The organism is Microvirga roseola (assembly GCF_020866965.1).
GTDB classification, from domain to species: Bacteria; Pseudomonadota; Alphaproteobacteria; order Rhizobiales; family Beijerinckiaceae; genus Microvirga; species Microvirga roseola.
Genome location: NZ_JAJATX010000006.1, coordinates 50,844 through 76,637, shown reverse-complemented (window position 1 = coordinate 76,637; position 25,794 = coordinate 50,844). Strand labels below are relative to the sequence as shown.

Below are 25,794 nucleotides of genomic sequence, written 5' to 3'. Positions count from 1 at the left end.
CGAGACGAGCGCGTAGCGCTCTCCTCAGGATGAGGAAACCTCGGGTCTCCGCGACAATCATCAGGCCGCCTTCTCGCTCAGCGCATCGAGTTCGCCGGGCAGCGCATAAGCCCATTGCGTGATGTTGCCGGCGCCGAGGCAGAGCACGTAATCGCCGGGCTTCGCGATGCCCTTCACGAGGCTGGCGAGGTCTTCCGACTTCTCCAGCGCCATGACGTTGCGGTGGCCGCGGGCCTTCAGGCCCGAGACGAGCCCATCGCGGTCGGCGCCGGGGATCGGCTGCTCGCCCGCGGCGTAGACCGGCGCGACGATGACGGAATCCGCATCGTTGAAGCAGGTGCAGAACTGGTCGAACAGGGACGACAGGCGCGTATAGCGGTGCGGCTGCACGACGGCGATGACGTTGCCGTCCGTGGAAGCGCGGGCCGCCTTGAGCACCGCCGCGATTTCGGTCGGGTGATGGCCGTAATCGTCGAAGACGGTGACGCCGTTCCACTCGCCCGTGCGGGTGAAGCGGCGCTTCACGCCGCCGAAGCCGGCCAGTGCCTTGCGGATCGCATCCGCCGAGACGCCGAGTTCGTGCGCGACCGCAATAGCGGCCGTCGCGTTCAACGCGTTGTGCGCGCCTGGCATCGGCAGGACGAGGTCCTCCAGCTCCTGCCGGAAGCCCGGGCGGCGGTCGCGGATCATCACGCGGAAGCGGTTCTGCCCGCCGCGGGAATCCACGTCCATCAGGCGCACGTCGGCCTGCGGGTTCTCGCCATAGGTGATGATGCGCCGGTCCTCGATGCGGCCCACGAGATCCTGCACCACCGGATGGTCGATGCACATCACCGCGAAGCCGTAGAAGGGGATCGAGTCGATGAAGGAGCGGAAGGCGTCCTTGATCGCATCGAACGTGCCGAAATGGTCGAGATGCTCCGGGTCGATATTGGTGACGACCGCCACGTCCGCCGGAAGCTTGAGGAAGGTGCCGTCGGATTCGTCGGCCTCCACCACCATCCACGCGCCGTCGCCCATGCGGGCATTCGTGCCGTAGGCATTGATGATGCCGCCGTTGATGACGGTGGGATCGAGCCCGCCCGCGTCGAGCAGCGTGGCTACGAGGGAGGTCGTCGTGGTCTTGCCGTGGGTGCCCGCCACCGCGACGCAGGACTTGAAGCGCATGAGTTCGGCCAGCATCTCGGCGCGGCGCACCACCGGCAGGCGACGCTCGCGGGCGACGATCAGCTCCGGGTTGTCGCGCCTGATGGCGGTGGAGACCACCACGATCTCGGCATTCTCCACGTTCTCGGCCTTGTGGCCGATGAAGGTCTTGATGCCTTTGTCGGCGAGGCGCTTGACGTTGTAGTTGTCGGCGGCGTCCGAGCCCTGCACCGTGTAGCCGAGATTGTGCATGACCTCGGCGATGCCGGACATGCCGATGCCGCCGATGCCGATGAAATGAATGGGTCCGAGCTTCGGCGGCAGTTTCATGGGCTTATTCCGTTGTGGTTCGCAGGGACGAGCTGGAGGACGGCCTTGGCGAGGCGCTCGGCCGCATCCGTGATGCTGGCGCTATGTGCGGCAGCGGCGGCCTGGGTCAAGCGCTCAGGCTGTTGACAATAGGAGCGAATTTCATTCGCCAGGCGCTCAGGGGTGAAGTCCGATTGCGGACAAAGGATGGCGGCGCCGATATCGGCCAGGGTCCTGGCATTGGCGGCCTGATCCTGGTCGAGGGAGCCCGGCAGGGGCACGAGGATCGAGGGGCGGCCGATCACGGCGAGCTCTGCCACCGTCGAGGCGCCCGAGCGGGAAATGACGAGATGGGCGTCGGCGATGCGCTGCGGCAGGTCCTTGAAGAAGGGCTCCGCCTCGAAGGCGACGCCGAGCCGCTGGTAATGGGCGCGCACGCGCTCCAGATCCTCGCCCCGCGCCTGCTGGGTGATGACGAGACGGGAGCGGATCTCCTCCGGCAGCAGCTCGATGGCGGGCGGCACCACGTCGCTCATCACCCGCGCGCCCTGGCTGCCGCCGGTGACGAGGAGGCGGAACGGGTCCCCGGCCGAAAGGGCGGGATAGGGCGTTTTTGCCGCTTCCAGCACCGCGGGCCGGATCGGATTGCCGGTCTGGATCACCTGGCCCGGCACCTTGGCCGGAATGCCCTTGATGTCGGCGAAACCCGTCGCGATGAGAGTGGCGCGGCGGGCGAGCAGGCGGTTCGCCCGTCCCATGACCCCGTTCGCCTCATGGATCACCGTCGGCACCTTGAGGAGCGAGGCGGCGATGACGGGCGGAACGGTGGGATAGCCGCCGAAGCCCACGACCGCGTCGGGCTTCATGCCGCGGACGAGGGTCGCGGCCTTGAGCGTGCCCTGGGCCAGGAGAAGGGCGGCCTTCGCCATTTGCGGCACCGAGCGTCCCGATGGGGTGGCTGAAGGGATCTCCACGATCTCGTCCGCCGGGAAGGAGCCCGCATAGGCATTGGCGCGCTTGTCGGTGGCGAGCGCCACACGGCAGCCTTGCGCCTTCAGCACATTGGCAAGGGCCTCCGCCGGGAAGAGGTGGCCGCCGGTTCCGCCGGCGGTGAGCAGGATCAGCGGAGCCGTCATGCGCGCGCCCAGCTCTGGTTGTGCTCCATCATCTCCGCGCGCGGGCGGCGGCGGGTGAGCGCGATCAGGAAGCCCATGCCGAGCGCGAGCGACAGCAGCGACGAGCCGCCATAGGAGATGAAGGGGAGCGTCATGCCCTTGGCGGGCATGAGGTGCACGTTCACCATCATGTTGATGGAGGCCTGCAGGCCGAACATGAGGATGAGGCCCGTGGCCGCGAGGCGGCAGAACGTGTCCTCGTTGCGCCGCGCCAGCATGAGGCCGCGCAGCACGATGAAGGCGAAGAGCGTAAGGAGGAGGAGGCACACGACGATGCCGAACTCCTCCGCCGTGACGGCGAAGATGAAGTCGGTATGGGCGTCGGGGAGAATGCGCTTCACGGTGCCCTCCCCCGGACCGCGCCCGAGCCAGCCGCCGCGGGAGAAGGATTCCATCGCGGTGTCGACCTGGAAGGTATCGCCGGAATCCTTGTCGAGGAAGCGCTCGATGCGGGCGCGCACGTGCGGCAGGAATTCATAGGCCGCGACGATGCCCACGAGCCCCGCGCCGCCGAGCCCCATGACCCAGAACCAGTGCAGGCCCGCCACGAAGAAAAGGCCGCACCACACGATGGTGACGAGCATGGTCTGGCCGAAATCGGGCTGGAGGATGAGCGGGATGATGGTGGCGGGAAGGATCAGCAGCGCCAGCAGCGCCCCCGGCATGTCCTTGTTGCGCGCGCCCTCGGAAAAGGCCCAGGCGGCGAGCACCACGAAGGCGGGCTTCACGAACTCGGAGGGCTGGATGCCGAGCGGGCCGATCATGATCCAGCGATGCGCGCCCTTGATCTCGGGACCGTACTGGAACGCGAGCAGGATCAGCACCATGCCGCCCGCATAGACCAGCAGCGCCAGCCGCCGCAGATGGCGAAGCGACAGGAACGAGACCGTCAGCATGAGGCAGGCCGCCGGAACCAGGAACAGCACCTGGCGATTCACGAAGTGGAAGGTGGAGAGCCCGAGGCGCTCCGCGACGGGCGGCCCGCCCGCCATGAGGAAGACGAGGCCCGACAGCATCAGGATGGCGAGCGCCGCCAGCAGCAGGCGGTCGACCGTCCACCACCAGTCGCTGAAGGGAGAGCGTTCCGCGCGCGATACCATCTCTAAGCCCCCTTGACGTCGATGCCGGGCAAGGCCCGGACCAGATCGCGGAAGTGGTTTCCGCGCACTTCGTAGTTCGGATACTGATCGTAGGATGCGCAGGCGGGCGACAGGAGAACGACCACAGGGCCATTCACGGCCTCTGCATCGCTCGCTACCTGCTCCACCGCCTTGTCGAGCGTGCCGCAGCGGACATAAGGAACGTCGTTCCCAAGCGTCTTTGCGAAGTCTTCCGTCGCCGCGCCGATGAGATAGGCTTTCCTGATCTTCGGGAAGTAGGGCCTCAGCGGCTCGATGCCGCCTTCCTTCGCCTTGCCGCCGAGGATCCAGAGAATGTTGTCAAAGGACTTCAGAGCCTTCTCGGTGGAGTCGGCGTTGGTGGCCTTGGAATCGTTGATGAAGAGCGTCGAGCGGATGCGGCCGACCTCCTCCATGCGGTGGGGAAGACCGGGGAAGGTATGAAGGCCGGACCCGATCTTCTCGCCCGGAATCCCCAAGGCCATCGCGACGGCGACCGCGGCTGCTGCGTTCTGCGCATTATGGGAGCCGCGGAGCGAGCCGATGCCCGAAAGGCTGGCAACCGCGACAGCATCGGATGCCGCTGACTGAACCAGCGTGTCGCCGTCGACAAAGACGCCCTTCACGCTGAAAGGCTCAATCGACACGTAGCTGACATCCACTCCGCGTGCCGAACAGGCCTTGGCAATGGCGCGGCTCATTTCATCGTCGATGCCGACAATGGCCTGCTTCGCCTTCGCGACCAGCCGCTCCTTGATCGCCGCGTAATTCTCCATCGTCCCGTGCCGGTCGAGATGATCCGGCGAGATGTTGAGGAGGACGCCGATGGTGGGGTTGAGCGAGGGTGCCAGATCGATCTGAAATGAGGAGCACTCGATGACGTGGATGCGGTTGTCGGAGGGCGGCTCCAGCGAGAGAATCGCCGTGCCGATATTGCCGCCCATCTGCACGTCGCAGCCTGTCTCGCGCAGCATATGCGCGATCAAAGCCGTCGTGGTGGACTTGCCGTTGGTGCCGGTGATGGCCACGAACGGCGCGTTCGGCGCGATCTTCGCCCGCTCGCGGCAGAACAGCTCGATATCGCCGATGATCTCGACGCCGTTCTCCTTCGCGAGCCTTGCCGACCAGTGCGGCTCGGGATGCGTCAGCGGCACCCCGGGCGAGAGGACGAGAGCGGAAACCTTGGACCAGTCGATCTCGCGCAGGTCGCCCGTCTCGATGCCCTTGGAGGCGGCTTCCGCCATCTTCGCCGGGTTGTCGTCGCAGGCGATCACATGCGCCCCGCCCGCCTTCAGCGCCAAAGCCGTCGCGAGCCCCGACCCGCCGAGGCCGAAGAGAGCAACCGTTTTTTCGGCGAAGGTGGTGACGGGCGTCATCGGCTCACCGCAGCTTCAGGCTTGAAAGGCCGACAAGGGCGAGCACCACGGCAATGATCCAAAACCGGATCACCACCTGCGGCTCGGTCCAGCCGAGCTGCTCGAAATGGTGGTGGATGGGCGCCATCTTGAAGACGCGCTTGCCCGTGAGCTTGAACGACGTGACCTGGATGATGACGGAGAGGATCTCCAGCACGAAGAGGCCGCCGACGACCGCGAGCACGATCTCGTGCTTGGTCGCCACTGCGATCGTGCCAAGAAGGCCGCCCAGCGCCAGCGATCCCGTATCGCCCATGAAGATCTGGGCCGGCGGCGCATTGAACCAGAGGAAGCCGAGACCGGCGCCGATCAATGCGCCGCAGATGACGGCAAGCTCGCCGGTACCCGGCACGAAATTGATCTGCAGGTAATTGGAAAAGACCGCATTGCCCACGAGGTAGGCGATGAAGCCGAAGGTGCCCGCAGCGATCATGACCGGCACGATGGCAAGGCCGTCGAGACCGTCCGTGATGTTGACCGCATTGCCAGCGCCGACGATCACGAAGCTGGCGAACACGATGTAGAACCAGCCGAGATTGAAGATCAGCTCTTTCGAGAAGGGCAGCACCAGCCGGTTGGTGAGGCCGGGCGCATCCACATAGGAAATGATGATGCAGGCCACCGCCGCGATCACGGCCTCGATGGCCAGCCGCGAGCGGCCGGAGAACCCCTTGTGCGACTGCTTCGTCACCTTCAGGTAGTCGTCGTAGAAGCCGATGGCGCCGAAGCCCACCGTGACGAAGATGACGACCCAGACATAGGGGTTCATCAGGTTGGCCCAGAGCAGGGTCGAGACCAGGACGCCCGCCATGATCATCAGACCGCCCATGGTCGGGGTGCCGCGCTTGGTCAGCAGGTGCGTCTGCGGCCCGTCCTCGCGGATCGGCTGGCCCTTGCCCTGGCGCAGGCGCAGGAGCGAGATGATCGACGGGCCGAACAGGAACACGAAGAGCAGCGCCGTCGCCGTCGCCCCGCCGGTGCGGAACGTGATGTAGCGGAAGATATTGAGGGGGCTGAAGTAGGGGCTGAGCTCAGCCAACCAGGTCAACATTCGTCGTTATCCTTTCAGCGCGGAAGCCGCGTGCCCCGCGCCGTAACGTTCTTTCAGAGCCTTGACAACCAGGGCCATCTTCATGCTGAGCGATCCCTTGACCATCACGGCGTCGCCGGGGCGGATGGCGGCGCAGACCGCATCGACCAGCTCGGCCGAGGTCTCCGCTTGGGCGGCGACCTTCGCCTTCGGCAGTTTTTCCACGAGATGAGCCATGAGGGGACCGGCTGCGAAAAGCAGGTCGATTCCGTTCGCCTCGATCACGTCAGCCAAACCCTCATGGAGGCCGGGGCCTTCGCTGCCCAGCTCCTTCATGTCACCCAGCACAGCTAGACGCCGAGCTTGGCGGTTGAGTTCCACCGCGCCCAGATTGGCGAGCGCCGCGCGCACGGAGGCCGGGTTGGCGTTGTAGCTCTCATCGATCAGCAGCGCCTCGCCGTCGCCGATGGAGAGCATGGTCCGCTCGCCTCGCCCGACAGGCGGCTTGAGGTCGGCAAAGGAGAGCGCCACCAGCGCCAGATCAGCGCCAAGGGCATGGGAAGCGGCCAGGACGCTCAAGGAATTCAGCGCGATGTGACGCCCGGGCGTGCCGATCCGGTAGGTCAGCGGCACGCCGAAGACCCGCGCCTCGACGATGGACTGGTCCGGCTTCACGATGATCCGCTCGGCGCGGATATCCGACGCCTCGTGCTCGCCGAAGGTGACGACGCGGCCCGCATTTGACGCGAAGGCATGGGCCTTCATGCGCTCGAAATAGGCGTTGTCGCGGTTGATGACCGCCGTGCCGCCGGGCTCGAGGCCGGAAAAGATCTCGCCCTTGGCGTCGGCAATGCCCCAGAGCGAGGGGAAGAACTCGATATGGACCGGCTCGACGGTGGTGATCACCGCCACATGCGGACGGACCATGCCGGTGAGCGGCAGGATCTCGTGGGCATGGTTCATGCCGATCTCGAACACGCCGAAGGCGCTCTCGCGCGGCATGCGGGCGAGCGTCAGCGGCACGCCCCAATGATTGTTGTAGGAGGCGACGGAGGCATGGGTCGCGCCCTGGCGGGAGAGCGCGAGGCGCATGGCCTCCTTGGTGCCGGTCTTGCCGACGGAGCCGGTGATCGCGACGATCTTGGCGTTGCTGCGCCTGCGCGCTGCACGGCCCAGCTGCCGCATGGCCTCGAGCACGTCCGGCACGACGATGAGCCGGTCCGCATCCTCGAAGCCGGGAGCCTTCTCCTCCGAGACCACGGCGCCCGCCGCGCCCTTCTCCAGGGCGGCGGGCACGAAATCGTGGCCGTCATGCACATCGCCCCTGATGGCGAAGTAGAGATCGCCCGGCTCGAGCGTCCGCGTGTCGATGGATGCGCCGCTGACAGGGGTGCAGGCGCTGCCGACGCGGGCGCCGGTGGCGGCCGCGATCTCGTCCAGGGTCCAAAGGGGCGAACTCATCCCTGCCTCTCCGCAATGGCCGCCCGGACTTCGTCGTGGTCCGAGAACGGCAGGGTCCGGTCGCCGATGATTTGGCCCGTTTCATGGCCTTTGCCCGCCACGACCAGGATATCGCCCGGCTCGAGCTCCTTCACCGCCGTGCGGATCGCGAGGGCCCGGTCCCCGATCTCCCGCGCGCCGGGAGTCCCCTTCATCACCTCGGCGCGGATCGCCGCCGGGTCTTCCGAGCGGGGATTGTCGTCCGTGACGACGACGGCGTCGGCCTTTTCTGCGGCGATGCGGCCCATGAGCGGGCGCTTGCCGCGATCCCGGTCCCCGCCGCAGCCGAGAATGCAGACGAGCCGGCCCCTGGCGAAGGGACGCAGGGCGTCGAGCACATGGGCGAGCGCGTCCGGCTTGTGGGCATAGTCGACGATGCAGAGCGCGCCATCGACTTCGCCGACCTGCTCCAGGCGGCCCTTGACCCCTTTCAGGCCCTTGAAGCCCTCGAAGACCTCGGCAGCCCTCCCCTCGCCTTCCACCGCCAGGACCAGGCCGGCGGCCACAAGGGCGTTCTCGACCTGGAATGCGCCGAGAAGCGGCAGCGAGGTGTGGAAGGTCCGCCCGAAGGCCTCGATGGTGAGGGCCTGGGTGAAGCCTTCGGGCCGCGCCTCCACGAGCCGCAGGGTCTCACCCGTGCTTCCCGTGGTGTGAAGCGGCAGGCCGCGCTCCCCGATGCCGCGCAGGAAGACATCGGCGAAGGGACCGTCGGCATTGACGATGGCGGGCGCATCCCCCGGCACCAAGGTGTCGAAGAGGCGAAGCTTCGCCTTCGCGTAGGCCTCTGTGGTGCCGTGGTAGTCCAGATGATCGCGGCCGAGATTGGTGAAGCCCGCGGCGCGCAACCGCACGCCGTCGAGACGGCGCTGGTCGATGCCGTGCGAGGAGGCTTCCATGGCAAGGCGCGTGACGCCGTCCTTCGCCAGGCGGTCGAGAGTCTCGTGCAGCGAGATCGGATCGGGTGTCGTGAGCGAGCCATAGGCCGCGCCGTCCGAGGTGATGACCCCGAGGGTGCCGAGGCTTGCGGATTTGTAGCCCAGGCCCGCGAAGAGCTGGCGCGTGAAATCCGCAACCGAGCTCTTGCCGCTCGTGCCGGTGACGGCGACGACCTTCTCCGGCTGGCGCGGATGGAAGCGCGCGGCGGCGAGCGCCAGGGAGCGGCGCACGTCCTGCACCCGCACATAGGCGATATCCGCGGCAAGATCGGCAGGACGCTCCGCCTCGCCCGCGATGGCGACTGCACCGGCAGCGGCGGCCTGCGGCACGAAGCTCATGCCGTCGACCTTCGTGCCGGGAACGGCGAAGAAGACGCCGCCCTTCTGCACCTTGCGGCTGTCGGACGCGATGGAGGCGACCGCAAGCGAGGCCTCCGGACGGCCCTGCATCTCCGGCAGAAGATCGACGAGGTGAATGCTGTGGGCGCTCATGGTTTCGATCCCCAGGCGCCGAGGCGCGTCATCAGCGGGAAGGGCTGGACCGGCGGCTCGAAGCGCGGCGGCACGCCGAGCAGCGGCGCGACGCGTTCGATGATGTTTCCCGTCACGGGGCCCGCGTTCCAGCCGGCGGTCGAGAAGCCATAGGTGCCTTCCACCGCCTGCGGCTCGTCCATGATGGTGAGGAACACGTATTTCGGCTTGTCGGCCGGCACGATGGCCGTGAAGGTGGTGAAGTTCTTGTTCTTGGCGTAGCGGCCGTTGACGACCTTCTCGGCCGTGCCGGTCTTGCCGCCCACGAAGAAGCCTGCGATCGAGGCAGAGCCCGCCGAGCCCTGCGGCGTGGAGGCGTTGAGGCGCATCACATAGCGCATCGCCTCGCTGGTCTCGGGCTTGATGACCTGCATGGCGTTCTGGCGCGCCTCTTCCGCCGTGCGCTTGAGGAAGGTCGGCTTGATGAGCACGCCGCCATTGACGAGCGCGCCGACGGCCATGAGCGCCTGGAGCGGCGCGACCGCGAGGCCGTGGCCGAAGGCGATGGTCATGGTGTTGAGCTCGCCCCAGCGCGGCGGGATGATCGGCGCGGCGTTCTCGGGCAGCTCCGTCTCGAGCCGACTGAGCTGGCCCATCTTGCGCAGGAACGCCTTGTGACCCTCGACGCCGATGCCGAGCGCCATGCGCGCCGTGCCGATGTTGGAGGAGTGAACGAACACCTCCGGAGTCGTGAGGATGCGGCGGGTCGCGTGGTAGTCGCCGATGGTGAACTTGCCGTAGCGCAGGCCGGAGCGGGCGTCGAAGGTGGAGTTGATGTTGTACTTGCCGGAATCGAGCGCCATCGCCACCGTCAGCGCCTTGAAGGTCGAGCCCATCTCGAACACGCCGACATTGATCCGGTTGATGTTGTCGTCCTTGAGCGCATCGACCGGGTTGTTCGGGTCGTAGTCCGGCAGCGACACGAGGGCGATGATCTCGCCGGTGTTCACGTCCAGGATGGCGCCGGCGGTGGCCTTGGCCTTGAACTTGGCCATGCCCTTCTGCAGCTCATCGCGCAGCGCATGCTGCACGCGCAGGTCGATGGAGAGCTCGACGGGCTTGAGGTCCTCGGCGGAGATGTTGAAGCCGGCGCCATTGAGGTCCTGCAGGCCCATGCTGTCGATGTATTTCTCGATGCCCGCGATGCCGACATTGTCCACGTTGGCGAAGCCCAGCACGTGGGCAGCCGCCTCGGCATTGGGATAGACGCGCTTGTTCTCGGGCAGGAAGCCGACGCCCGGGATGCCGAGGCGGTGCACTTCCGCCTGCTGGCGCGGGGTGATCTCGCGCTTGACCCAGACGAAGCCCTTTTTGGTGCCGAGCTTGTTGCGCAGATCCGTGGCGTCGAGATCCGGCAGGACGGCGGTGAGCAGCTCGACCGCCTCGTCCTTGTCGATGATGTTGCGCGGCTCGGCAAAGACCGACACCATCTTCACGTCCGTCGCCAGGATCTCGCCGTTGCGGTCGACGATGTTGGGGCGCGCAGCCGAGATCTCGGAGGAGGTCACGCGGCGCACCTCGCTCGTGTTCTCGCTCGTGACCGCGAGGTGGACGAGACGCCCGCCGATCAGGCCGAAGAGGCCGACGAAGCACACGGCCGCAAGGCCCACCCGCGACGTGCTCTTGTCGACGCGCAGGCGGAACAGCTCGCGGGCATGGAAGAGGACGCCGCGCTTCGGCGGATTGTTCGGACCCTTGAGATCGGTATCGGGCTCTTGCAACACGTGGCTTACCGTTTCGGGGTTTGTGTCGTCGGGGTGCGGGCTTCCGAGTTCTTGTCCTTGGGAGTCGAGGTCGGCTCAAGCAGGCCCAGCGCCTCGAGCTTGCGGCCGATCTCGTCCTCGCGCTCGGGCCGGTTCGGCAGGTCCGAGAGGCGGGCGAGCTGCTGGATCTTCAGCGGCTGGAGATCGAGATGCTGGTCGGCGGCCGCCTGGAGCCGGTCGGGCCGGTCGAGATACTGCCATTCCGCCTCGAGCACCGCGATGGCCTCACGCTCGCGCTGCACCTTCGATTTCAGCTTCGCCACCTGCTCGGCATAGTAGAGCGTGTCGTACTTGATGGAATACGCATAGCCCGCCGAAGCGATGAGAGCAGTGATCACAACGAAGTGGAGCAACTTGGTCATCGCCGCCCTCCCCTTTTCTCCGCCGTCTGCGGCAGCTCGGCCAGCATGGTGATGGCGCTCAGGGGCTCCTGAGGCGGCGTATCGGTCCGCGCGCCAGCCCGAAGCTTCGCCGAACGCGCCCGCGGGTTGCGCGCCATTTCCTGCTCGCCCGGACCCACGGGGCCCCTCGTGATCGCATCGAAAGTCGGCTCCGGCGCGGCGGCCGTCGGCAGATGGCGCGATCCCGTCGCCGCGCGCCCCGTGCGGGCCGCGAAGAACTGCTTCACGATCCGGTCTTCGAGGGAGTGGAACGTCACGACCACGAGGCGACCACCCGGCTTGAGAATGCGTTCGGCCGCATGGAGCGCCCGCACAAGCTCGCCGAGTTCGTCGTTGACCGCGATGCGAAGGGCCTGGAAGACCCGCGTCGCGGGATGGATGCCGCCCGGCTCCTGCCGGATCAGGGACGCGACCAGATCCGCCAGCTGGCGCGTGCTCTCGAAGGGCTGCCGGCGTCGCGCCTCGATGATGGCGCGGGCGACCGCGCGGGCGCGCCGCTCCTCGCCGTAATGATAGAAGATGTCGGCCAGCTCGGCCTCGGAGGATTCGTTGATGAGGTCCGCGGCGCTCGGCCCCTCGCGCTCCATGCGCATGTCGAGCGGACCCTCGTTGCGGAACGAGAAGCCGCGTTCGGCCTGGTCGAGCTGCATGGAGGACACGCCGATATCGAGCACCACGCCGTCGGCGGATGGCGCGCCCTGCGCCCGCACGATCTCGTCGAGGTCGCCGAAGCGCCCCGGCACGAGCATGAGACGCTTCTTGAATTTCGCCGTCATGGCCGCGCCGCCGGCGATCGCATCCGGATCCCGGTCGATGGCGATGACCTTGTTCTGGGGATGGCCGTCGAGAATGGCGCGCGTATATCCGCCGGCGCCGAAGGTGCCGTCCACAAAGAGGCCGCCGCGCTTCATATCGAGCGCCTCGCAGACCTCCGCCAGGAGAACGGGAACGTGACGGGTCGGTCCGCCAGCGGCTCCGGCTCCTGGGCCGTCGCCGCGTCCCATCATCGCTCCCGCACTCCTGGTGAGGTGTTCTGCACCATACGTGGCTCCATAACCCGGGTTCCGAGCACTCGCTTCAGGTCTCTGACCTTCGTGCGCGCCTCCTCCAGATGCGCACGGAAGCGCTCGGGTTCCCAAATCTGGAACTTGTGGCCGAGTCCGACGAACGTCACCGCATCCCCGATCCCGGCATGTACTTTCACTGAGTCCGTCAGGATGACACGCCCCTCCGGATCGACCTTGAGAATCTCGCTTGTCCCGAACAATGCCGTCGACAGCTGATCCCGCTCGTCCGAATAAGGCGACAGCGTCGATAAAAACGCATCGATTTCGTTCAGAAGCACATTGCCACCTGCGTCCAAGGCCGGCGCGTCCAGCGCCGGATGCACGTAGAGGCCCTCGAATCCATCCCTGGCCAGCACGGCCCGGAAGGATGCGGGGATCGAGACGCGACCCTTCGAATCCAACTTGTTGGTGAAATTGGACACGAAGCGGTTCATTGGCCGCAGCTCGCGCGCTCCTGATTGTCAGCCCCCCAGCGGACCTGGACGGTCCGCCACCCGAAGCCGGCGGTAACGCTTCAGTCCGAGCGGAGATGCCAGCGTTTCTCGAGCGCTTGACGTCCCCTTCGGAAGACACCGTCGACGGGATGGTTTGGGATAACATGGGATACTATGGTCGTCAACGGAACGGGAATGGGCCGCGGGCCTTCTGGCCCTCGCGCTCCATCAGACGCATTTAGGGTTAATGAATCGTAAGCAGGCCAACGCTTTGGCCTGTTTTTCCGAAGAACGGGGGGCTGTGGATAAAGGGCGTCAGCTGGCCTGTAAGCCGGGTTCTGTATGGCCCAAAGCTGTCGCTCTGGACGTGGCGGCCATTCCTCTGGGACGATCATTGCTGACCGCCTCAAGCAACCAACCCGGACGACGAGCCTGGAAGCAGGCCTGGCGCGAACGCCTGTCGTCCCTATTCGGTTTTGCTCCTGGTGGGGTTTACCTTGCCGTCCGCATTACTGCGTCCGCGGTGCGCTCTTACCGCACCCTTTCACCCTTGCCCTGCATGCAGGGCGGTTTGCTTTCTGTGGCACTTTCCCTGGGGTCGCCCCCGCCGGACGTTATCCGGCACCGTGCTTCCATGGAGCCCGGACTTTCCTCCCCGAGCGAACTCGGAGCGGCCGCCCGGCCAGCTGACCCCCCGGATGTGGTGCACGAGACGGTCCCTCGTCAAGGCCGAAAGGTCAATCGGCGGAAGCCGTAATCACTTTCACTTTGGCGCAATAGGCGCGGGAGGCGTTGGTCATGGTCGTGGTCCGGTGGCCGAACTGGTAGCGCAGGATGGTGCCGCACAGATCGCCGCCGGCCAGCTTGAAGGCTTGGGCAAGGTATTTCAGGCCGAAGCGGAGATTGGTCTCGGCATCCAGAAGCCCGGCCGCGTCCCCCTTGTAGCCGAGGGACTGGGCGGTGCGGATATTGATCTGGGTCAGGCCCATATTCGGTCCGTTGCGGGCACCCGGGTTGTAGCGGCTCTCCAGGCGGATGACGGCGTCGGCGAGTTCGTAGGGAACGCCGTGTTCGGTTGCGAAGCGGACAATCAGAGGCTTGAGGGCAGCGGCCCGGACGGCGTCGGCCTGGCGGGTGCGGGACTTCGCTGGCAACGGATCGGACGGGATCGCAGCCGTCTGCTCGACGTTGAGCTCGCCCTCCTCCGTGGCGGCCGCCTTCTCGCCGGCCTTCGCTTCGTCCACGGCATTCAGGAACGCCTCGGCCTGCTCGGGAGACACGAGGCTCGAGCCCTCGCCTCCCTCCGCCCTCGCATGCGACGCCAGGGCCAGTGCGGCCGCCCCAAGGATCGCGACCGCCAAAGTTCTGAGAAGATGCCGCCAAGTCATAGGTGAGTTTCCAATGGCAATGATCGCGAGGGTCCGCTCGGTGGGGTCCAATTTGGGCGAAGATGTGGCGGGGCATGACGAAACGATGTTCCGATTGTTCTGAACCTTGACAATAAGCGGCTTGGCTTTCAGCTTCTGCCGGCTCGGAAAAGCCTGCCGACAAAGCAGAAAATTTCGGCAACACGCTCGCGCTGCCGAGGAACTCTTTCCCCTCTGAAGAGTTGGCGACAGCGTAAGGTCAAGCTAGGTAGGGCTGGGTGACCTGCAGCCCGACAGACACAGGGAAGCCTCCATGAAAAAGATCATTTCTGCGATTGCCGCCGGTGCCCTCACCCTCTCCGTGGCGGCTTGCAACACTCCCGGCGAGCGTGCAGTCGGCGGCGCGGCCATCGGCGGTCTGGCGGGTGCTGCCATCGGCGGCGCAGCGACCGGTCGTGCAGGCGGCGCCCTTGCCGGTGCGGCCATCGGCGCTGCGGGCGGCGCGATCGTGGGCGCCGGTACGGCTCCGGCCCGCCCGGCCTGCCCCTACGGCGTATATCAGGACGCCTACGGCAACGTCTACTGCCGCTAATCGCGCCTGGCGCGAGAACAGGGGCCGGGAGAAATCCCGGTCCCTTTTCTTTTGCCCGCACCTTTTCTTTTGTCTGTACTTGGGCGTACCACTGAAAAAATGATTCAGTCGATTTGGGGCAAGTTGGGCGGCGCCGGCATCGGGCTCGCACTGGGAGGGCCGATAGGCGCTCTCCTGGGCGGCGTTGCGGGCCATGTGCTGGTGGACCGTGAGGGCGCGCCCTTCGGAAAGCCACCCCGGGACGTCATCTTCACCATGGGTCTGGTCGCGCTCGCCGCCAAGATGGCGAAGGCCGACGGCGTCGTGGTGGATGTGGAGGTGAAGGCCTTCGAACAGATCGTCGAGGTGCCGCCCGCCGAGCATCCCCGGGTGAAGCGCCTGTTCGAGCTCGCCATGCAGACCTCCGACGGGTTCGAGGCCTATGCCCGCCAGATCCGGGAGGAGTTCAAGGACGAGCCCGCCCTGCTCGAGGATGTGGTGGACGGTCTCTTCCACATCGCCAAGGCGGATGAGGCGGTCCATGAGGCCGAGTACATCTACGTCAAAAGCGTTGCGACGATCTTCGCCTTCTCCGATATCGATTTCGAGCGCATTGCCGCCCGTCATGTAAGCCGGGCCGACGATCCCTATCTCATCCTCAAGGCCGAGCGGGGCATGAGCGACGAGGAGCTGAAGCGGCATTACCGGAAGATGGTGATCGAGAACCACCCGGACCGGGAGATCGCCCGCGGGTTGCCGCCGGAGGCGGTGAAGATTGCGACCGAACGGCTCGCCGCCATCAACGCCGCCTGGGAACGGGTCGCCGCCGAGCGGAACATCAGGTGAGAGCATGAGCCCCCCCCTTCACCCCGAAAGTCCTGTTGCCGCGAAGGTGTTTCCTTCGCCCAACCACGGGGAGCGGAAGGACGGCCAGCGCCCCAGCATGCTTATCCTTCACTACACGGGCATGCCGGATGAAGGCGAGGCGCTGCAATGGCTGTGCAATCCGGTCTCGCAGGTCTCCGCCCACTACTTCGTGTTCACGGACGGGCGCGTCCTGCAAATGGTGCCGGAAGCCCGCCGCGCATGGCATGCGGGCGTTTCCTTCTGGGACGGCGAGACGGATATCAATTCCTGCTCCATCGGCATCGAGATCGCCAATCCCGGCCACCCGGGCGGCCTGCCGCCCTTCCCTGACGCACAGATGGACAGCGTGGCGGCGCTGGCGAAGGACATCGTGACCCGCTGGCGCATTCCGGCGACCCGGGTGCTCGGGCATTCGGATGTGGCGCCCGGCCGCAAGGTCGATCCCGGCGAGGCCTTTTCCTGGAAGCGTCTGCACGAGGCGGGCGTCGGTCATTGGGTGCCGCCTGCGGCCATGAGCGACGGGCGCTTCTTCTCCCGCGGCGACCAGGGCATGCCCATCGAGGCGCTCCAAGCGATGCTCGTCATGTACGGCTACGCCGTGAAGATCAACGGCGTGTTCGACGAGGACACGGAAAAGGTGGTCGCCGCCTTCCAGCGCCATTTCAGGCCGGAGCGCGTGGACGGCGTCGCCGACGCCTCGACGATCATGACTCTGCGTGATTTGATCGCAAAGCGCCCGCAAGCGGCCACATGACAAAGAGTTAACTCGAAGCGACCCGGCAATTCAGCCACAATCCCCGCTCATGGACAAAAGGGTCCGTCGGAGGGGCATTTCTCGTGCGTCGCGTCTTTCTAGGGTTGGTCGGTTTTGTCGCCATAGCGGGAACGGCAGGTTTCGTCCTGTGGCAGCCCACGGGCGGCAATGCGTCCGATGCCGCCTACAGGCTCGCCGCCGTGGATCGCGGCCCGCTCACCGCCAGCGTCCGCGCCACGGGCACGCTCAATCCCGTGACGACCGTTCTCGTAGGCTCGCAATTGTCGGGCCAGGTGGTCGAGATCCTGGCTGACTACAACACGCCGGTGAAGGAAGGCCAGGTGGTCGCGCGCCTGAACTCCGAGCAGATCAAGTCGCGGCTCGATGCGGCCCAGGCCGAACTCGCGCAGGCCAGGGCCGACAGGGAGACCAGGAGCGCGCAGATCGCAAAGGCCCGTTCGGCCATCGAACGCTCCGCGGCGCAGGCGGAGGACCTAGCCGCCCAGCGCGACCGCGCGCAGGCGCAGCTCGAAGAGGCGCAGCGCAATCTCGAACGGCAGACGCAGTTGTCGGCCCGCGCCGTCGGCACGCAGGCTGCCCTGGAACAGGCGCAGACGCAGGTGGAGATCCAGAAGGCGAGCCTTGCCTCCGCCACTGCGCAGATCGCCTCGAACAAGGCCGAACTGGAGGGCCTCAAGGCCGATCTGGCACTCGCGGAATCGGGCGTGAAATCGGCGGATGCGGTCATTCTCCAGCGTCAGGCGAAACTGCGCGACCTTGAGATCGATCTCACGCGCACGAACATCAAGTCGCCGGTCGACGGTGTCGTGGTCAAGCGCGACATCGAACTCGGCCAGACGGTCGCCGCGTCGCTTTCCGCCCCCACCCTCTTCACCATCGCCCAGGACCTGAGCGAGATTCATATCCACGCCAATATCGACGAGGCGGATGTGGGCCGCCTGAAACCCGATCAGAGGGTCAGCTTCACGGTCAATGCCTATCCGAACCGCACCTTCGAGGGCACCGTTCGCATGGTTCGCCTCGGAGCCGAGACGGTTCAGAACGTGGTGACCTATACGGCGGTGATCGCCGTCAAGAACAAGGACCTGGCGCTTCTGCCCGGCATGACGGCGAACCTGCAGGTCATCACCGATGAACGCGAGGACGCGCAGCGCATCCCGAACGCGGCGCTGCGCTTCCGTCCTGCCACCTTGGTTGCCGGAGCTCCCCGCGGCGAGGCGCAGGATGGGCAGGCTTCCAGGCGTCCGGTGCGCGGCAGCAAAGCCGCCCGGCCCGCAGCCGAGGAGGGCACCGAAGGTCGCGTGTACCGGCTCGGAGCCGACGGCGCGCCCGAACTCGTGCGCCTGCGCCTCGGCGTGACGGACGGCTCCCATACGGAGGTGCTCCAGGGCGATCTCGATGAAGGCACGGCCGTCATCGTCGGCGGACCGCGCGCGAGCGGGTCCGGAGACGAGAGCGGCCCGGCCGCGCGCTCGCGCCCTCGTCCGCCGCGCCTGTTCTAAAGGAAGCGCTCGTGGCTCTCATCGAAACGCGCGATCTCGGACGGGTCTACAATCTCGACGCCGGCCGCGTCGTGGCGCTCGATCATGTCTCGCTCGATATCGAGAAGGGCGATTTCGTCGCCGTGATGGGTCCGTCGGGCTCCGGCAAATCGACCTTCATGAACCTGATCGGCTGCCTCGACCGGCCGACCGGCGGCCAATACCGGCTCGCGGGCACGGCGGTGGAGAGCCTCGATGCCGACGGGCTCGCCACTTTGCGCAATCGCGAGATCGGCTTCGTCTTCCAGCAGTTCAACCTTCTGCCCCGCGTCGATGCCTTGGGAAATGTGGAACTGCCGATGATCTATGCGGGCTACGACCGCAAGACGCGCCGCGAACGCGCCCTGCAGGCGCTCGGCCGCGTCGGTCTCGCCGAGCGGGCGCATCATCGCCCCATGCAATTGTCCGGCGGCCAGCAGCAGCGCGTCGCCATCGCACGGGCGCTCGTGAACAGTCCGAGCCTGCTCCTTGCCGACGAGCCTACCGGCGCGCTCGACAGCCGCACCGCGAACGAGATCCTCGGCCTGTTCCAGGAGTTGAACCGCGAGGGCGTCACCATCGTGCTCGTGACCCACGATGCGGAGGTGGGCCGCCATGCCCATCGCCTCATCCGCTTCAAGGACGGGCGGGTGATCGAGGATCGCCGGCAGGAACCGGTCGATGCGCGCGACCTCGTGCCGGAGGCGGCCGAATGAGACTGATCGAGGCCATCCGCTCCGCGCTCTCCGCGATCACCGCCAATGCGCTGCGCAGCCTGCTCACCATGCTCGGCATCGTGATCGGCGTCGCCGCCGTCATCGCCATGGTCGCCATCGGCTCCGGCGCGCGCAATCTCGTGGACCAGCAGATCAGGTCGCTGGGCGCCAACCTCGCCATCGTCACGCCCGGAAACGTGACGCAGGGCGGCGCGCGCCTCGGCGCGGGACAGGCCTCGACCCTGACGAACGAGGATGCGGAGGCGATCCGGCACGAGGTCGACGGCGTGGTGGCGGCCGCCCCCTTCGTGCAGGGCTATGCGCATGTGGTGGCGGGCGGCAGCAACTGGGGCACGCGCATCTACGGCATCGACCTCGACTGGTTCTCCGCCCGCGAGTGGGACGTCGCCGACGGCCGCACCTTCGATCCGGAGGAAATCCGCCGCGGCGACATCGTCGTCATCCTCGGACAGACGGTGGCGCGCAATCTCTTCAGCGAGGAGGACCCGATCGATCAGATCGTGCGCGTGCGCAACGTACCCTTCCGCGTCATCGGCGTCATGGCCCCGAAAGGGCAATCGGCCTTCGGCCAGGATCAGGACGACGTGATCTTCGTGCCGCTCGATGCGGGCCGCCGCCGCGTCATCGGCCGCAACTACGCCAAGGACGGCTCCGTCGGTTCCGTCTTCGTGAAATTCGCGAACGAGGAGGATATCGAGCCCGGCATCGAGAGCATGACCGAACTGCTGCGGCAGCGTCACCGCATCATGGGCGAGGAGGACGACTTCTCCATCCGCAACCTGACGGAGATCGCCAATACGGCCTCGGCTTCCGCCAACACGCTCTCCATGCTGCTCGCGGCCGTGGCCGCCGTATCCCTCCTCGTTGGCGGCATCGGCATCATGAACATCATGCTGGTCTCCGTGACCGAGCGCACGCGGGAGATCGGCCTGCGGCTCGCGGTGGGCGCGCGCCCGCGCGACATCCTCAGCCAGTTCCTCATCGAGGCGACGACGCTCTCCACCATCGGCGGAGCCCTGGGGGTGGGCCTCGGGGCAGGCGCGGCCTATCTCGTGGCGCAGCTCGCCGGCTGGCCGTCGCTGGTTTCGACCAACGCCATCATCCTCGCCGTCGGCTTCTCGGCCCTGGTCGGCATCTTCTTCGGCTTCTACCCGGCGCAGCGCGCCGCAAGGCTCGATCCCATCGAGGCTCTGCGGAGGGAGTAACCAATCTACTCCGCCGCCATCGGCCGGTAATTCGCCGGATCGTAGTTGAGGATGGGGCTGAGCCAGCGCTCGACCTCCGCCACGCTCATGCCCTTGCGCGCCGCATAATCCTCCACCTGATCGCGCTCCACCTTGGCGACGCCGAAATAATAGGCCTCCGGATGGGACAGGTAGAGGCCGGAGACCGAGGAGCCCGGCCACATGGCGAAGGACTCGGTGAGCGTCACGCCGATGCGGCGCTCTGCCTCGAGCAGACTGAACAGGGTCGCCTTTTCCGTGTGGTCGGGCTGCGCCGGATAGCCGGGCGCCGGGCGGATGCCCTGATAGGCCTCGCGGATCAGGTCTTCACTGGAGCAGTTTTCGTCGGGCGCATAGGCCCAGAACTCCTTGCGCACGCGCTCATGCATGCGCTCGGCGAAGGCCTCCGCCAGACGATCCGCCAGCGCCTTCACCAGGATGGAGCGGTAATCGTCGTTGGCGCGCTCGAACTTCTCCGCAATGCGCACCTCCTCAATGCCGGAGGTCACCACGAAGCCGCCGACCCAGTCGGGCTTGCCGCTCTCGACGGGAGCAACGAAGTCGGAGAGGCAGACATTCGGCTTGCCGTCGCGCTTGGAGAGCTGCTGGCGCAGGCCGTGGAAGGTGGCGAGGTCCTCCGAGCGGCTCTCGCCCGTGTAGAGGCGGATGTCGTCGCCCATCGCATTGGCGGGCCAGAAGCCGATCACCGCCTTCAGGTTGAGCCAGCGCTCCTCGACGAGGCGCTTGAGCATGGCCTGCGCATCCTCCCAGAGCTGGCGCGCTGCCTCGCCCTGCTTCTCGTCCTCGAGGATCGCCGGGAAGCGGCCCTTTAGCTCCCAGGTCTGGAAGAAGGGCGTCCAGTCGATATAGGGCACGAGCTCCGCCACATCGTAGCTGCGGAACACGCGCGCGCCGGTGAAGGTGGGCTTGGGCGGAGAATAGGAGTCCCAATCGAGCTTCGGACGATTGGCGCGCGCCTTCTCGATGGGCAGGCGCTGCTTGTCGGCTTCTGACCGGGCATGGGCCTCCGCCACCCGGCGGTACTCGGACCTCAGCGTGTCCACATAGCCGTCCTTCATCTCGGACGAGAGGAGGGAGGACACGATGCCGACCGCGCGGCTCGCATCCGTCACATAGACGGCTTGGCCCTTGTGGTAGTTCGGGTGGATCTTCACCGCCGTATGGACACGGCTCGTGGTCGCACCGCCGATGAGCAGCGGAATATCGAATCCCTCGCGCTCCATCTCGCTCGCCACGTGCACCATCTCGTCAAGGGACGGCGTGATGAGGCCGGAGAGGCCGATCACGTCCACCTTCTCCTTGCGCGCGGTCTCCAGGATCTTCTGGGCCGGCACCATCACGCCGAGATCGATGACCTCGTAGTTGTTGCAGGCCAGAACGACCCCGACGATATTCTTGCCGATGTCGTGCACGTCGCCCTTCACGGTCGCCATCAGCACCTTGCCGGCGGCGGAGCGCTCGGTCGAGCCGGACGCCTTCTTCTCCTCCTCCATGAAGGGCATGAGATAGGCGACCGCCTGCTTCATCACGCGGGCGGACTTCACCACCTGCGGCAGGAACATCTTGCCCGCGCCGAAGAGATCGCCCACCACGTTCATGCCCGCCATGAGCGGACCTTCGATTACGTGCAGCGGACGCTCGACCGCCTGGCGCGCCTCCTCCGTATCCTGCTCGATGAACTCGGTGATGCCGTTGACGAGGGCGTGCTCCAGGCGTTTCTCGACCGGCCAGCTCCGCCATTCGAGATCGACGATCCTGGCAGCTCCCGCGCCGTCCCCCTTGAAGCGCGGCGCAGCTTCCAGCAGGCGCTCCGTCGCATCGGGGCGGCGGTTGAGCACCACGTCCTCACAGAGTTCGCGCAGCTCGGGATCGATCTGCTCGTACACGGCGAGCTGGCCCGCATTCACGATGCCCATATCCATGCCGACCTTGATGGCATGGTAGAGGAAGACCGAGTGCATGGCCTCGCGCACCGGCTCGTTGCCGCGGAACGAGAAGGAGAGGTTCGACACGCCGCCCGAGATATGGGCGTGCGGCAGCGTCTCGCGGATGATGCGCGTCGCCTCGATGAAGGCGACGCCGTAGCCATTGTGCTCCTCGATGCCGGTGGCGACCGCGAACACGTTCGGATCGAAGATGATATCCTCCGGCGGGAAACCGACCTGCTCGGTCAGAAGCCTGTAGGCGCGCGTACAGATCTCGACCTTGCGCTCCAGCGTATCCGCCTGACCCTGCTCGTCGAAGGCCATGACGACCACCGCCGCGCCGTAGGAGCGGCAGATCCTCGCCTGCTCCATGAAAGCCGCCTCGCCCTCCTTCATGGAGCTCGAGTTCACGATGGCCTTGCCCTGGATGCACTTCAGCCCCGCCTCGATGACGTGGAACTTGGAGGAATCCACCATCACCGGCACGCGGGCGATATCGGGCTCCGAGGCGACGAGATTGAGGAACTCCACCATCGCCTTCTCGGAATCGAGCAGGCCCTCATCCATGTTGACGTCGATGACCTGCGCCCCGTTCGCCACCTGGTCGCGCGCCACGTCGAGGGCGGCGGCGTAATCGCCGTTGGTGATGAGCTTGCGGAACTTGGCGGAGCCGGTGACGTTCGTGCGCTCGCCCACATTCACGAAAGGAATGTCGGAGGTGAGCGTGAAGGGCTCGAGGCCCGACAGGCGCATGAGCGGTTTCGCCTTCGGAATGCTGCGGGGGGCCTTGCCTGCGACCGCCTCGGCAATGGCGCGGATGTGGTCCGGTGTCGTGCCGCAGCAGCCGCCGACGATGTTGACGAGACCGGCATCGGCGAACTCAGCGAGCATCGAGGCCGTCGCCTCGGGACGCTCGTCGTACATACCGAACTCGTTCGGCAAGCCCGCATTCGGGTAGGCGCAGACGAGCGTATCCGCGACCTTGCCGATTTCCTGGATATGCGCGCGCATCTCCCGCGCGCCGAGCGCGCAGTTGAGGCCGATGGAGAAGGGCTCCGCATGGCGCACAGAATACCAGAAGGCCTCCGGCGTCTGGCCGGAGAGCGTGCGGCCGGACAGATCCGTGATCGTTCCCGAGATCATGATCGGGAGCCTCACGCCCTTCTCGGCGAAGACCTGATGGGTGGCGACGATGGCCGCCTTGGCGTTGAGGGTATCGAAGATCGTCTCGATGAGGATGATCTCCGCTCCGCCGTCGACGAGCCCCCTCACCTGCTCGGCGTATGAATCGCGAACCTGATCGAAGGTCACGGCGCGATAGCCCGGATTGTTCACGTCGGGCGAGATGGAGAGCGTCCGGTTCGTCGGGCCGATCGCGCCTGCCACGAAGTGGCGGCGACCATCTTCAGCTTGCGCTATCAGTGCGGCCTCGCGGGCGAGGCGCGCCCCTTCATAGTTCAGGTCGTAGACGATCTCCTCCATGCCGTAATCGGCCTGGGCGATGGAGGTGCCGGAGAAGGTGTTGGTCTCGACGATGTCCGCGCCGGCGCGGAAATAATCGAGATGCACGGCCCGCACCGCGTCGGGTTGCGTCAGAATGAGCAGGTCATTGTTGCCCTTGACATCGTTCTTCCAGTCCTTGAAGCGCTCGCCGCGAAAATCCTCCTCCGAGAAGCGCGAGCGCTGCAGCTCCGTTCCCATCGCGCCGTCGAGAACGAGGATCCGCTTCGCGGCGGCTTCGCGCAACGCCTTGAGGATTTCGGCGCCATCGGCGGGAGTAGGAGAATACGCGGTCATCTTGTTCTCTTTGTCACTCTGGCTTCTTCGGCCATCCACGCCTCAGGGCGCAGCAAATGGAAATGCCCGGATGAGATCCGGGCACATACAATCTCAGGCAGCCGCTTTCACGCGCTGATCGCGCAGTCCGAGCAGATGGCAGATTGCGTAGACGAGATCGGCGCGGTTCATGGTGTAGAAGTGGAACTCGCAGACGCCCCGGTCGACGAGATCGATCACCTGCTCGGCGGCAACCGCTGCGGCGACGAGCTTTCGCGTCTCCACATCGTTGTCGAGCCCCTCGAAGCGGGCGGCAAGCCAGGAGGGAACGCTCGCGCCGGTCTTGGCCGCGAAATTCGCCGTCTGCTTGAAATTCTGCACGGGCACGATACCGGGCACGATGGGGATGTCGATGCCGCGCGCCCGGACGCGGTCGAGGTGGCGGAAATAGACGTCGTTATCGAAGAAGAATTGGGTGATGGCTCGGTCGGCACCGCAATCGACCTTCTCCTTCAGCACGTCGATATCGGCATCGAGGGACGCGGCCTCCGGATGCTTCTCGGGATAGGCGGAAACGGAAACCTCGAAATCGCCGATGGCCTTGATGCCGGCGACCAGATCGCAGGTCCTCTGGTAGCCATGCGGGTGGGCTTCATAGGCAGCGCCGATGCCGGCCACAGGATCGCCGCGAAGGGCCACCACGTGGCGAACGCCGACATCCCAATAGGAGCGGATCACCTCGTCCCTGGAGGCGGCGACGCAGGTCAGGTGGGCGGCGGGCTTGAGATGGGTCTCCTGCACGAGGCGGGAGACCGTGGCGTGCGTCCGCTCGCGGGTGGAGCCGCCGGCTCCATAGGTGACGGACACGAATTGCGGATCGAGAGGGGCAAGACGCTCGATGGACGACCAGAGGGTCGTCTCCATCTCGGGCGTCTTGGGAGGGAAGAACTCGAAGGAGACCTTGAGCGGACAACAGGGTTGCCGGCTGGGGCGGAGATTGAGCGCGGACATCAGGCGACCTCTCTGTCGGGTTCTGCCAGAGGCCAATCCGTCACCACGCGACGGTCCTGGCCGAGCCAAAGGGAAACGGTGAGATGCTCCTCGCCCTTCTTGGGAGGTGCGATGTCCCGGGTGAGCGTGCAGTCGAGACCGGCCTCGTCGAGCCAGCCTGCGACCTGATCCGGGGCGAAGCCGAGACGGCGGTGGGCCTGGGTCTCGCGCAGGAATTCCAGATTGTGCGGAGCGAAGTCGACGACGAGGATGCGCCCGCCGGGCGCCACGAGGCGCGCCGCCTCGCGAATGGCGCGGGCCGGGTCGTCGAGATAGTGCAGCACCTGATGGATCACGACGAGGTCGAAGGTGTTGCGTGGGAAAGGCGGGGCGTAGATGTCCCCCTGGCGCAGCTCGATTCCGCGCAGCCCCACCTTCTCCAGGTTGGCGCGGGCAACCGAGAGCATGGCGTGGCTGGCATCCAGGCCGACCGTGCGCCGGGCGCGCGGCGCCAGCAGCTGCAGCATGCGGCCGGTGCCGGTGCCGAGATCGACGAGATTGTGGATCGGCTTCGGTCCCAGGGCATCGAGTACCGCAGCCTCGACCACCGCCTCGGGCGCATGGAGCGAGCGGAGGCGGTCCCAATCGGGCGCGAGGCGCGAGAAGAAGGCCTGCGCGGCATGGGAGCGCTGGGCCCGCACGGCCTCGAGACGCGTCCGGTCCTCCAGCAGCTGCGGATCGGACCGGTCGAGATTGTCGAGCATGGGACGGACGATGCGCAGGGCCGCGCCCCGGTCGGTGAGCCGGAAAAAGGCCCAGGCCCCCTCCCGGTGCCGCTCCACGAGGCCCGCCTCGACCAGGAGCTTGAGATGGCGGGAGATGCGCGGCTGGGACTGGCCCAGGATGTCGGTGAGGTCGGAGACGGACAGCTCCCCTTCCGCCAGCAGGGCCAGGACGCGCAGGCGCGTCTCCTCGGCGGCGGCCCGCAGGACGTTCAGGGTCAGGTCCAAAGATGGAGATGCGGTGTCCGGCACGGCCAAATCTCGCTCTTACATATAAAGATATATTTATATGTATTTTGATGCAGGAGCAAGCGCGACCTTTACTTCTTTTCCTGCCGGGACGGCAGTCCGCCCTCCTTCAGGAGAGCGGCTTGGTGCGTCGGGGAGGATCGTTCGCCGGTCCGCGGACCGCGCGC

21 protein-coding genes and 1 other RNA gene are annotated in these 25,794 nt (G+C 66.4%); 6 read left to right on the top strand and 16 right to left on the bottom strand.

Annotation, left to right across the window (positions count from 1 at the left end; translation table 11 throughout):
* Window positions 1–60 precede the first annotated feature (60 nt).
* From murC to LG661_RS06025, 13 genes are all read right to left on the bottom strand, one after another.
* Window positions 61–1,476: a UDP-N-acetylmuramate--L-alanine ligase gene (gene murC / locus LG661_RS06085; RefSeq protein WP_230530986.1), complete on the bottom strand. Its 1,416-nt coding sequence runs from the start codon at window positions 1,474–1,476 to the stop codon at window positions 61–63.
* Window positions 1,473–2,591: an undecaprenyldiphospho-muramoylpentapeptide beta-N-acetylglucosaminyltransferase gene (murG, locus tag LG661_RS06080; RefSeq protein WP_230530985.1), complete on the bottom strand. Its 1,119-nt coding sequence runs from the start codon at window positions 2,589–2,591 to the stop codon at window positions 1,473–1,475. Before murG ends, murC begins: the two co-directional genes overlap by 4 nt.
* On the bottom strand, window positions 2,588–3,730 hold the full coding sequence (ftsW, locus tag LG661_RS06075; protein ID WP_230530984.1) for a putative lipid II flippase FtsW: 1,143 nt from the start codon (window positions 3,728–3,730) through the stop codon (window positions 2,588–2,590). The genes murG and ftsW overlap by 4 nt, the downstream gene beginning before the upstream one ends.
* 2 nt (window positions 3,731–3,732) lie before the next feature.
* The gene (murD, locus tag LG661_RS06070; protein ID WP_230530983.1) at window positions 3,733–5,124 is read right to left on the bottom strand and encodes a UDP-N-acetylmuramoyl-L-alanine--D-glutamate ligase; all 1,392 of its coding nucleotides are present in this window, start codon (window positions 5,122–5,124) and stop codon (window positions 3,733–3,735) included.
* A gap of 4 nt (window positions 5,125–5,128) precedes the next feature.
* A complete protein-coding gene (gene mraY / locus LG661_RS06065) occupies window positions 5,129–6,214 on the bottom strand; it encodes a phospho-N-acetylmuramoyl-pentapeptide-transferase (protein ID WP_230530982.1) in 1,086 nt (361 codons plus the stop codon).
* 6 nt (window positions 6,215–6,220) lie between these two features.
* Window positions 6,221–7,654, bottom strand: a complete 1,434-nt coding sequence (locus tag LG661_RS06060; protein ID WP_230530981.1) for a UDP-N-acetylmuramoylalanyl-D-glutamyl-2,6-diaminopimelate--D-alanyl-D-alanine ligase — start codon at window positions 7,652–7,654, stop codon at window positions 6,221–6,223.
* Window positions 7,651–9,120 carry a UDP-N-acetylmuramoyl-L-alanyl-D-glutamate--2,6-diaminopimelate ligase gene (locus LG661_RS06055; protein WP_230530980.1) on the bottom strand — a complete coding sequence of 490 codons (1,470 nt, stop codon included), beginning with the start codon at window positions 9,118–9,120 and terminating at the stop codon, window positions 7,651–7,653. The genes LG661_RS06060 and LG661_RS06055 overlap by 4 nt, the downstream gene beginning before the upstream one ends.
* Entirely contained in the window at window positions 9,117–10,883 is a 1,767-nt protein-coding gene (locus LG661_RS06050) for a peptidoglycan D,D-transpeptidase FtsI family protein (RefSeq protein ID WP_230530979.1), read from the bottom strand. The genes LG661_RS06055 and LG661_RS06050 overlap by 4 nt, the downstream gene beginning before the upstream one ends.
* 5 nt (window positions 10,884–10,888) lie before the next feature.
* On the bottom strand, window positions 10,889–11,284 hold the full coding sequence (gene ftsL / locus LG661_RS06045; protein ID WP_230530978.1) for a cell division protein FtsL: 396 nt from the start codon (window positions 11,282–11,284) through the stop codon (window positions 10,889–10,891).
* Complete coding sequence (gene rsmH, locus LG661_RS06040) at window positions 11,281–12,330, bottom strand: 16S rRNA (cytosine(1402)-N(4))-methyltransferase RsmH (RefSeq protein WP_230530977.1); 1,050 nt, start codon at window positions 12,328–12,330, stop codon at window positions 11,281–11,283. The genes ftsL and rsmH overlap by 4 nt, the downstream gene beginning before the upstream one ends.
* The gene (mraZ, locus tag LG661_RS06035) at window positions 12,327–12,824 is read right to left on the bottom strand and encodes a division/cell wall cluster transcriptional repressor MraZ (protein WP_230530976.1); all 498 of its coding nucleotides are present in this window, start codon (window positions 12,822–12,824) and stop codon (window positions 12,327–12,329) included. Before mraZ ends, rsmH begins: the two co-directional genes overlap by 4 nt.
* A gap of 311 nt (window positions 12,825–13,135) precedes the next feature.
* An RNA gene (gene rnpB, locus LG661_RS06030) (RNase P RNA component class A) lies at window positions 13,136–13,514 on the bottom strand.
* Window positions 13,515–13,561: 47 nt separating this feature from the next.
* Window positions 13,562–14,212, bottom strand: a complete 651-nt coding sequence (locus LG661_RS06025) for a lytic transglycosylase domain-containing protein (protein ID WP_230530975.1) — start codon at window positions 14,210–14,212, stop codon at window positions 13,562–13,564.
* Between the two features lie 292 nt (window positions 14,213–14,504).
* Here LG661_RS06025 and LG661_RS06020 point away from each other — a divergent pair, with 292 nt between their 5' ends.
* The 6 genes from LG661_RS06020 to LG661_RS05995 all read left to right on the top strand — a co-directional run bounded on the left by LG661_RS06020 (window position 14,505) and on the right by LG661_RS05995 (window position 19,866).
* A complete protein-coding gene (locus LG661_RS06020) occupies window positions 14,505–14,783 on the top strand; it encodes a hypothetical protein (RefSeq protein ID WP_230530974.1) in 279 nt (92 codons plus the stop codon).
* 99 nt (window positions 14,784–14,882) lie between these two features.
* The gene (locus LG661_RS06015) at window positions 14,883–15,608 is read left to right on the top strand and encodes a TerB family tellurite resistance protein (protein WP_230530973.1); all 726 of its coding nucleotides are present in this window, start codon (window positions 14,883–14,885) and stop codon (window positions 15,606–15,608) included.
* A gap of 4 nt (window positions 15,609–15,612) precedes the next feature.
* The gene (locus LG661_RS06010; protein ID WP_230530972.1) at window positions 15,613–16,383 is read left to right on the top strand and encodes an N-acetylmuramoyl-L-alanine amidase; all 771 of its coding nucleotides are present in this window, start codon (window positions 15,613–15,615) and stop codon (window positions 16,381–16,383) included.
* A gap of 83 nt (window positions 16,384–16,466) precedes the next feature.
* Window positions 16,467–17,906: an efflux RND transporter periplasmic adaptor subunit gene (locus LG661_RS06005; protein ID WP_230530971.1), complete on the top strand. Its 1,440-nt coding sequence runs from the start codon at window positions 16,467–16,469 to the stop codon at window positions 17,904–17,906.
* Window positions 17,907–17,917: 11 nt separating this feature from the next.
* A complete protein-coding gene (locus LG661_RS06000) occupies window positions 17,918–18,640 on the top strand; it encodes an ABC transporter ATP-binding protein (protein ID WP_230530970.1) in 723 nt (240 codons plus the stop codon).
* Window positions 18,637–19,866 (top strand): ABC transporter permease, encoded by a 1,230-nt coding sequence (locus LG661_RS05995; protein WP_230530969.1) that lies wholly within the window; start codon window positions 18,637–18,639, stop codon window positions 19,864–19,866. The genes LG661_RS06000 and LG661_RS05995 overlap by 4 nt, the downstream gene beginning before the upstream one ends.
* Window positions 19,867–19,871: 5 nt before the next feature.
* Here the strand turns inward: LG661_RS05995 and metH are convergent, their stop codons facing one another.
* The 3 genes from metH to LG661_RS05980 all read right to left on the bottom strand — a co-directional run bounded on the left by metH (window position 19,872) and on the right by LG661_RS05980 (window position 25,630).
* Window positions 19,872–23,627 carry a methionine synthase gene (gene metH, locus LG661_RS05990; RefSeq protein WP_230530968.1) on the bottom strand — a complete coding sequence of 1,252 codons (3,756 nt, stop codon included), beginning with the start codon at window positions 23,625–23,627 and terminating at the stop codon, window positions 19,872–19,874.
* 93 nt (window positions 23,628–23,720) lie between these two features.
* Window positions 23,721–24,617, bottom strand: coding sequence for a methylenetetrahydrofolate reductase [NAD(P)H] (gene metF / locus LG661_RS05985; RefSeq protein ID WP_230530967.1), 897 nt, complete (start codon window positions 24,615–24,617; stop codon window positions 23,721–23,723).
* The gene (locus LG661_RS05980) at window positions 24,617–25,630 is read right to left on the bottom strand and encodes an ArsR/SmtB family transcription factor (protein ID WP_230530966.1); all 1,014 of its coding nucleotides are present in this window, start codon (window positions 25,628–25,630) and stop codon (window positions 24,617–24,619) included. Before LG661_RS05980 ends, metF begins: the two co-directional genes overlap by 1 nt.
* Window positions 25,631–25,794: the final 164 nt, after the last annotated feature.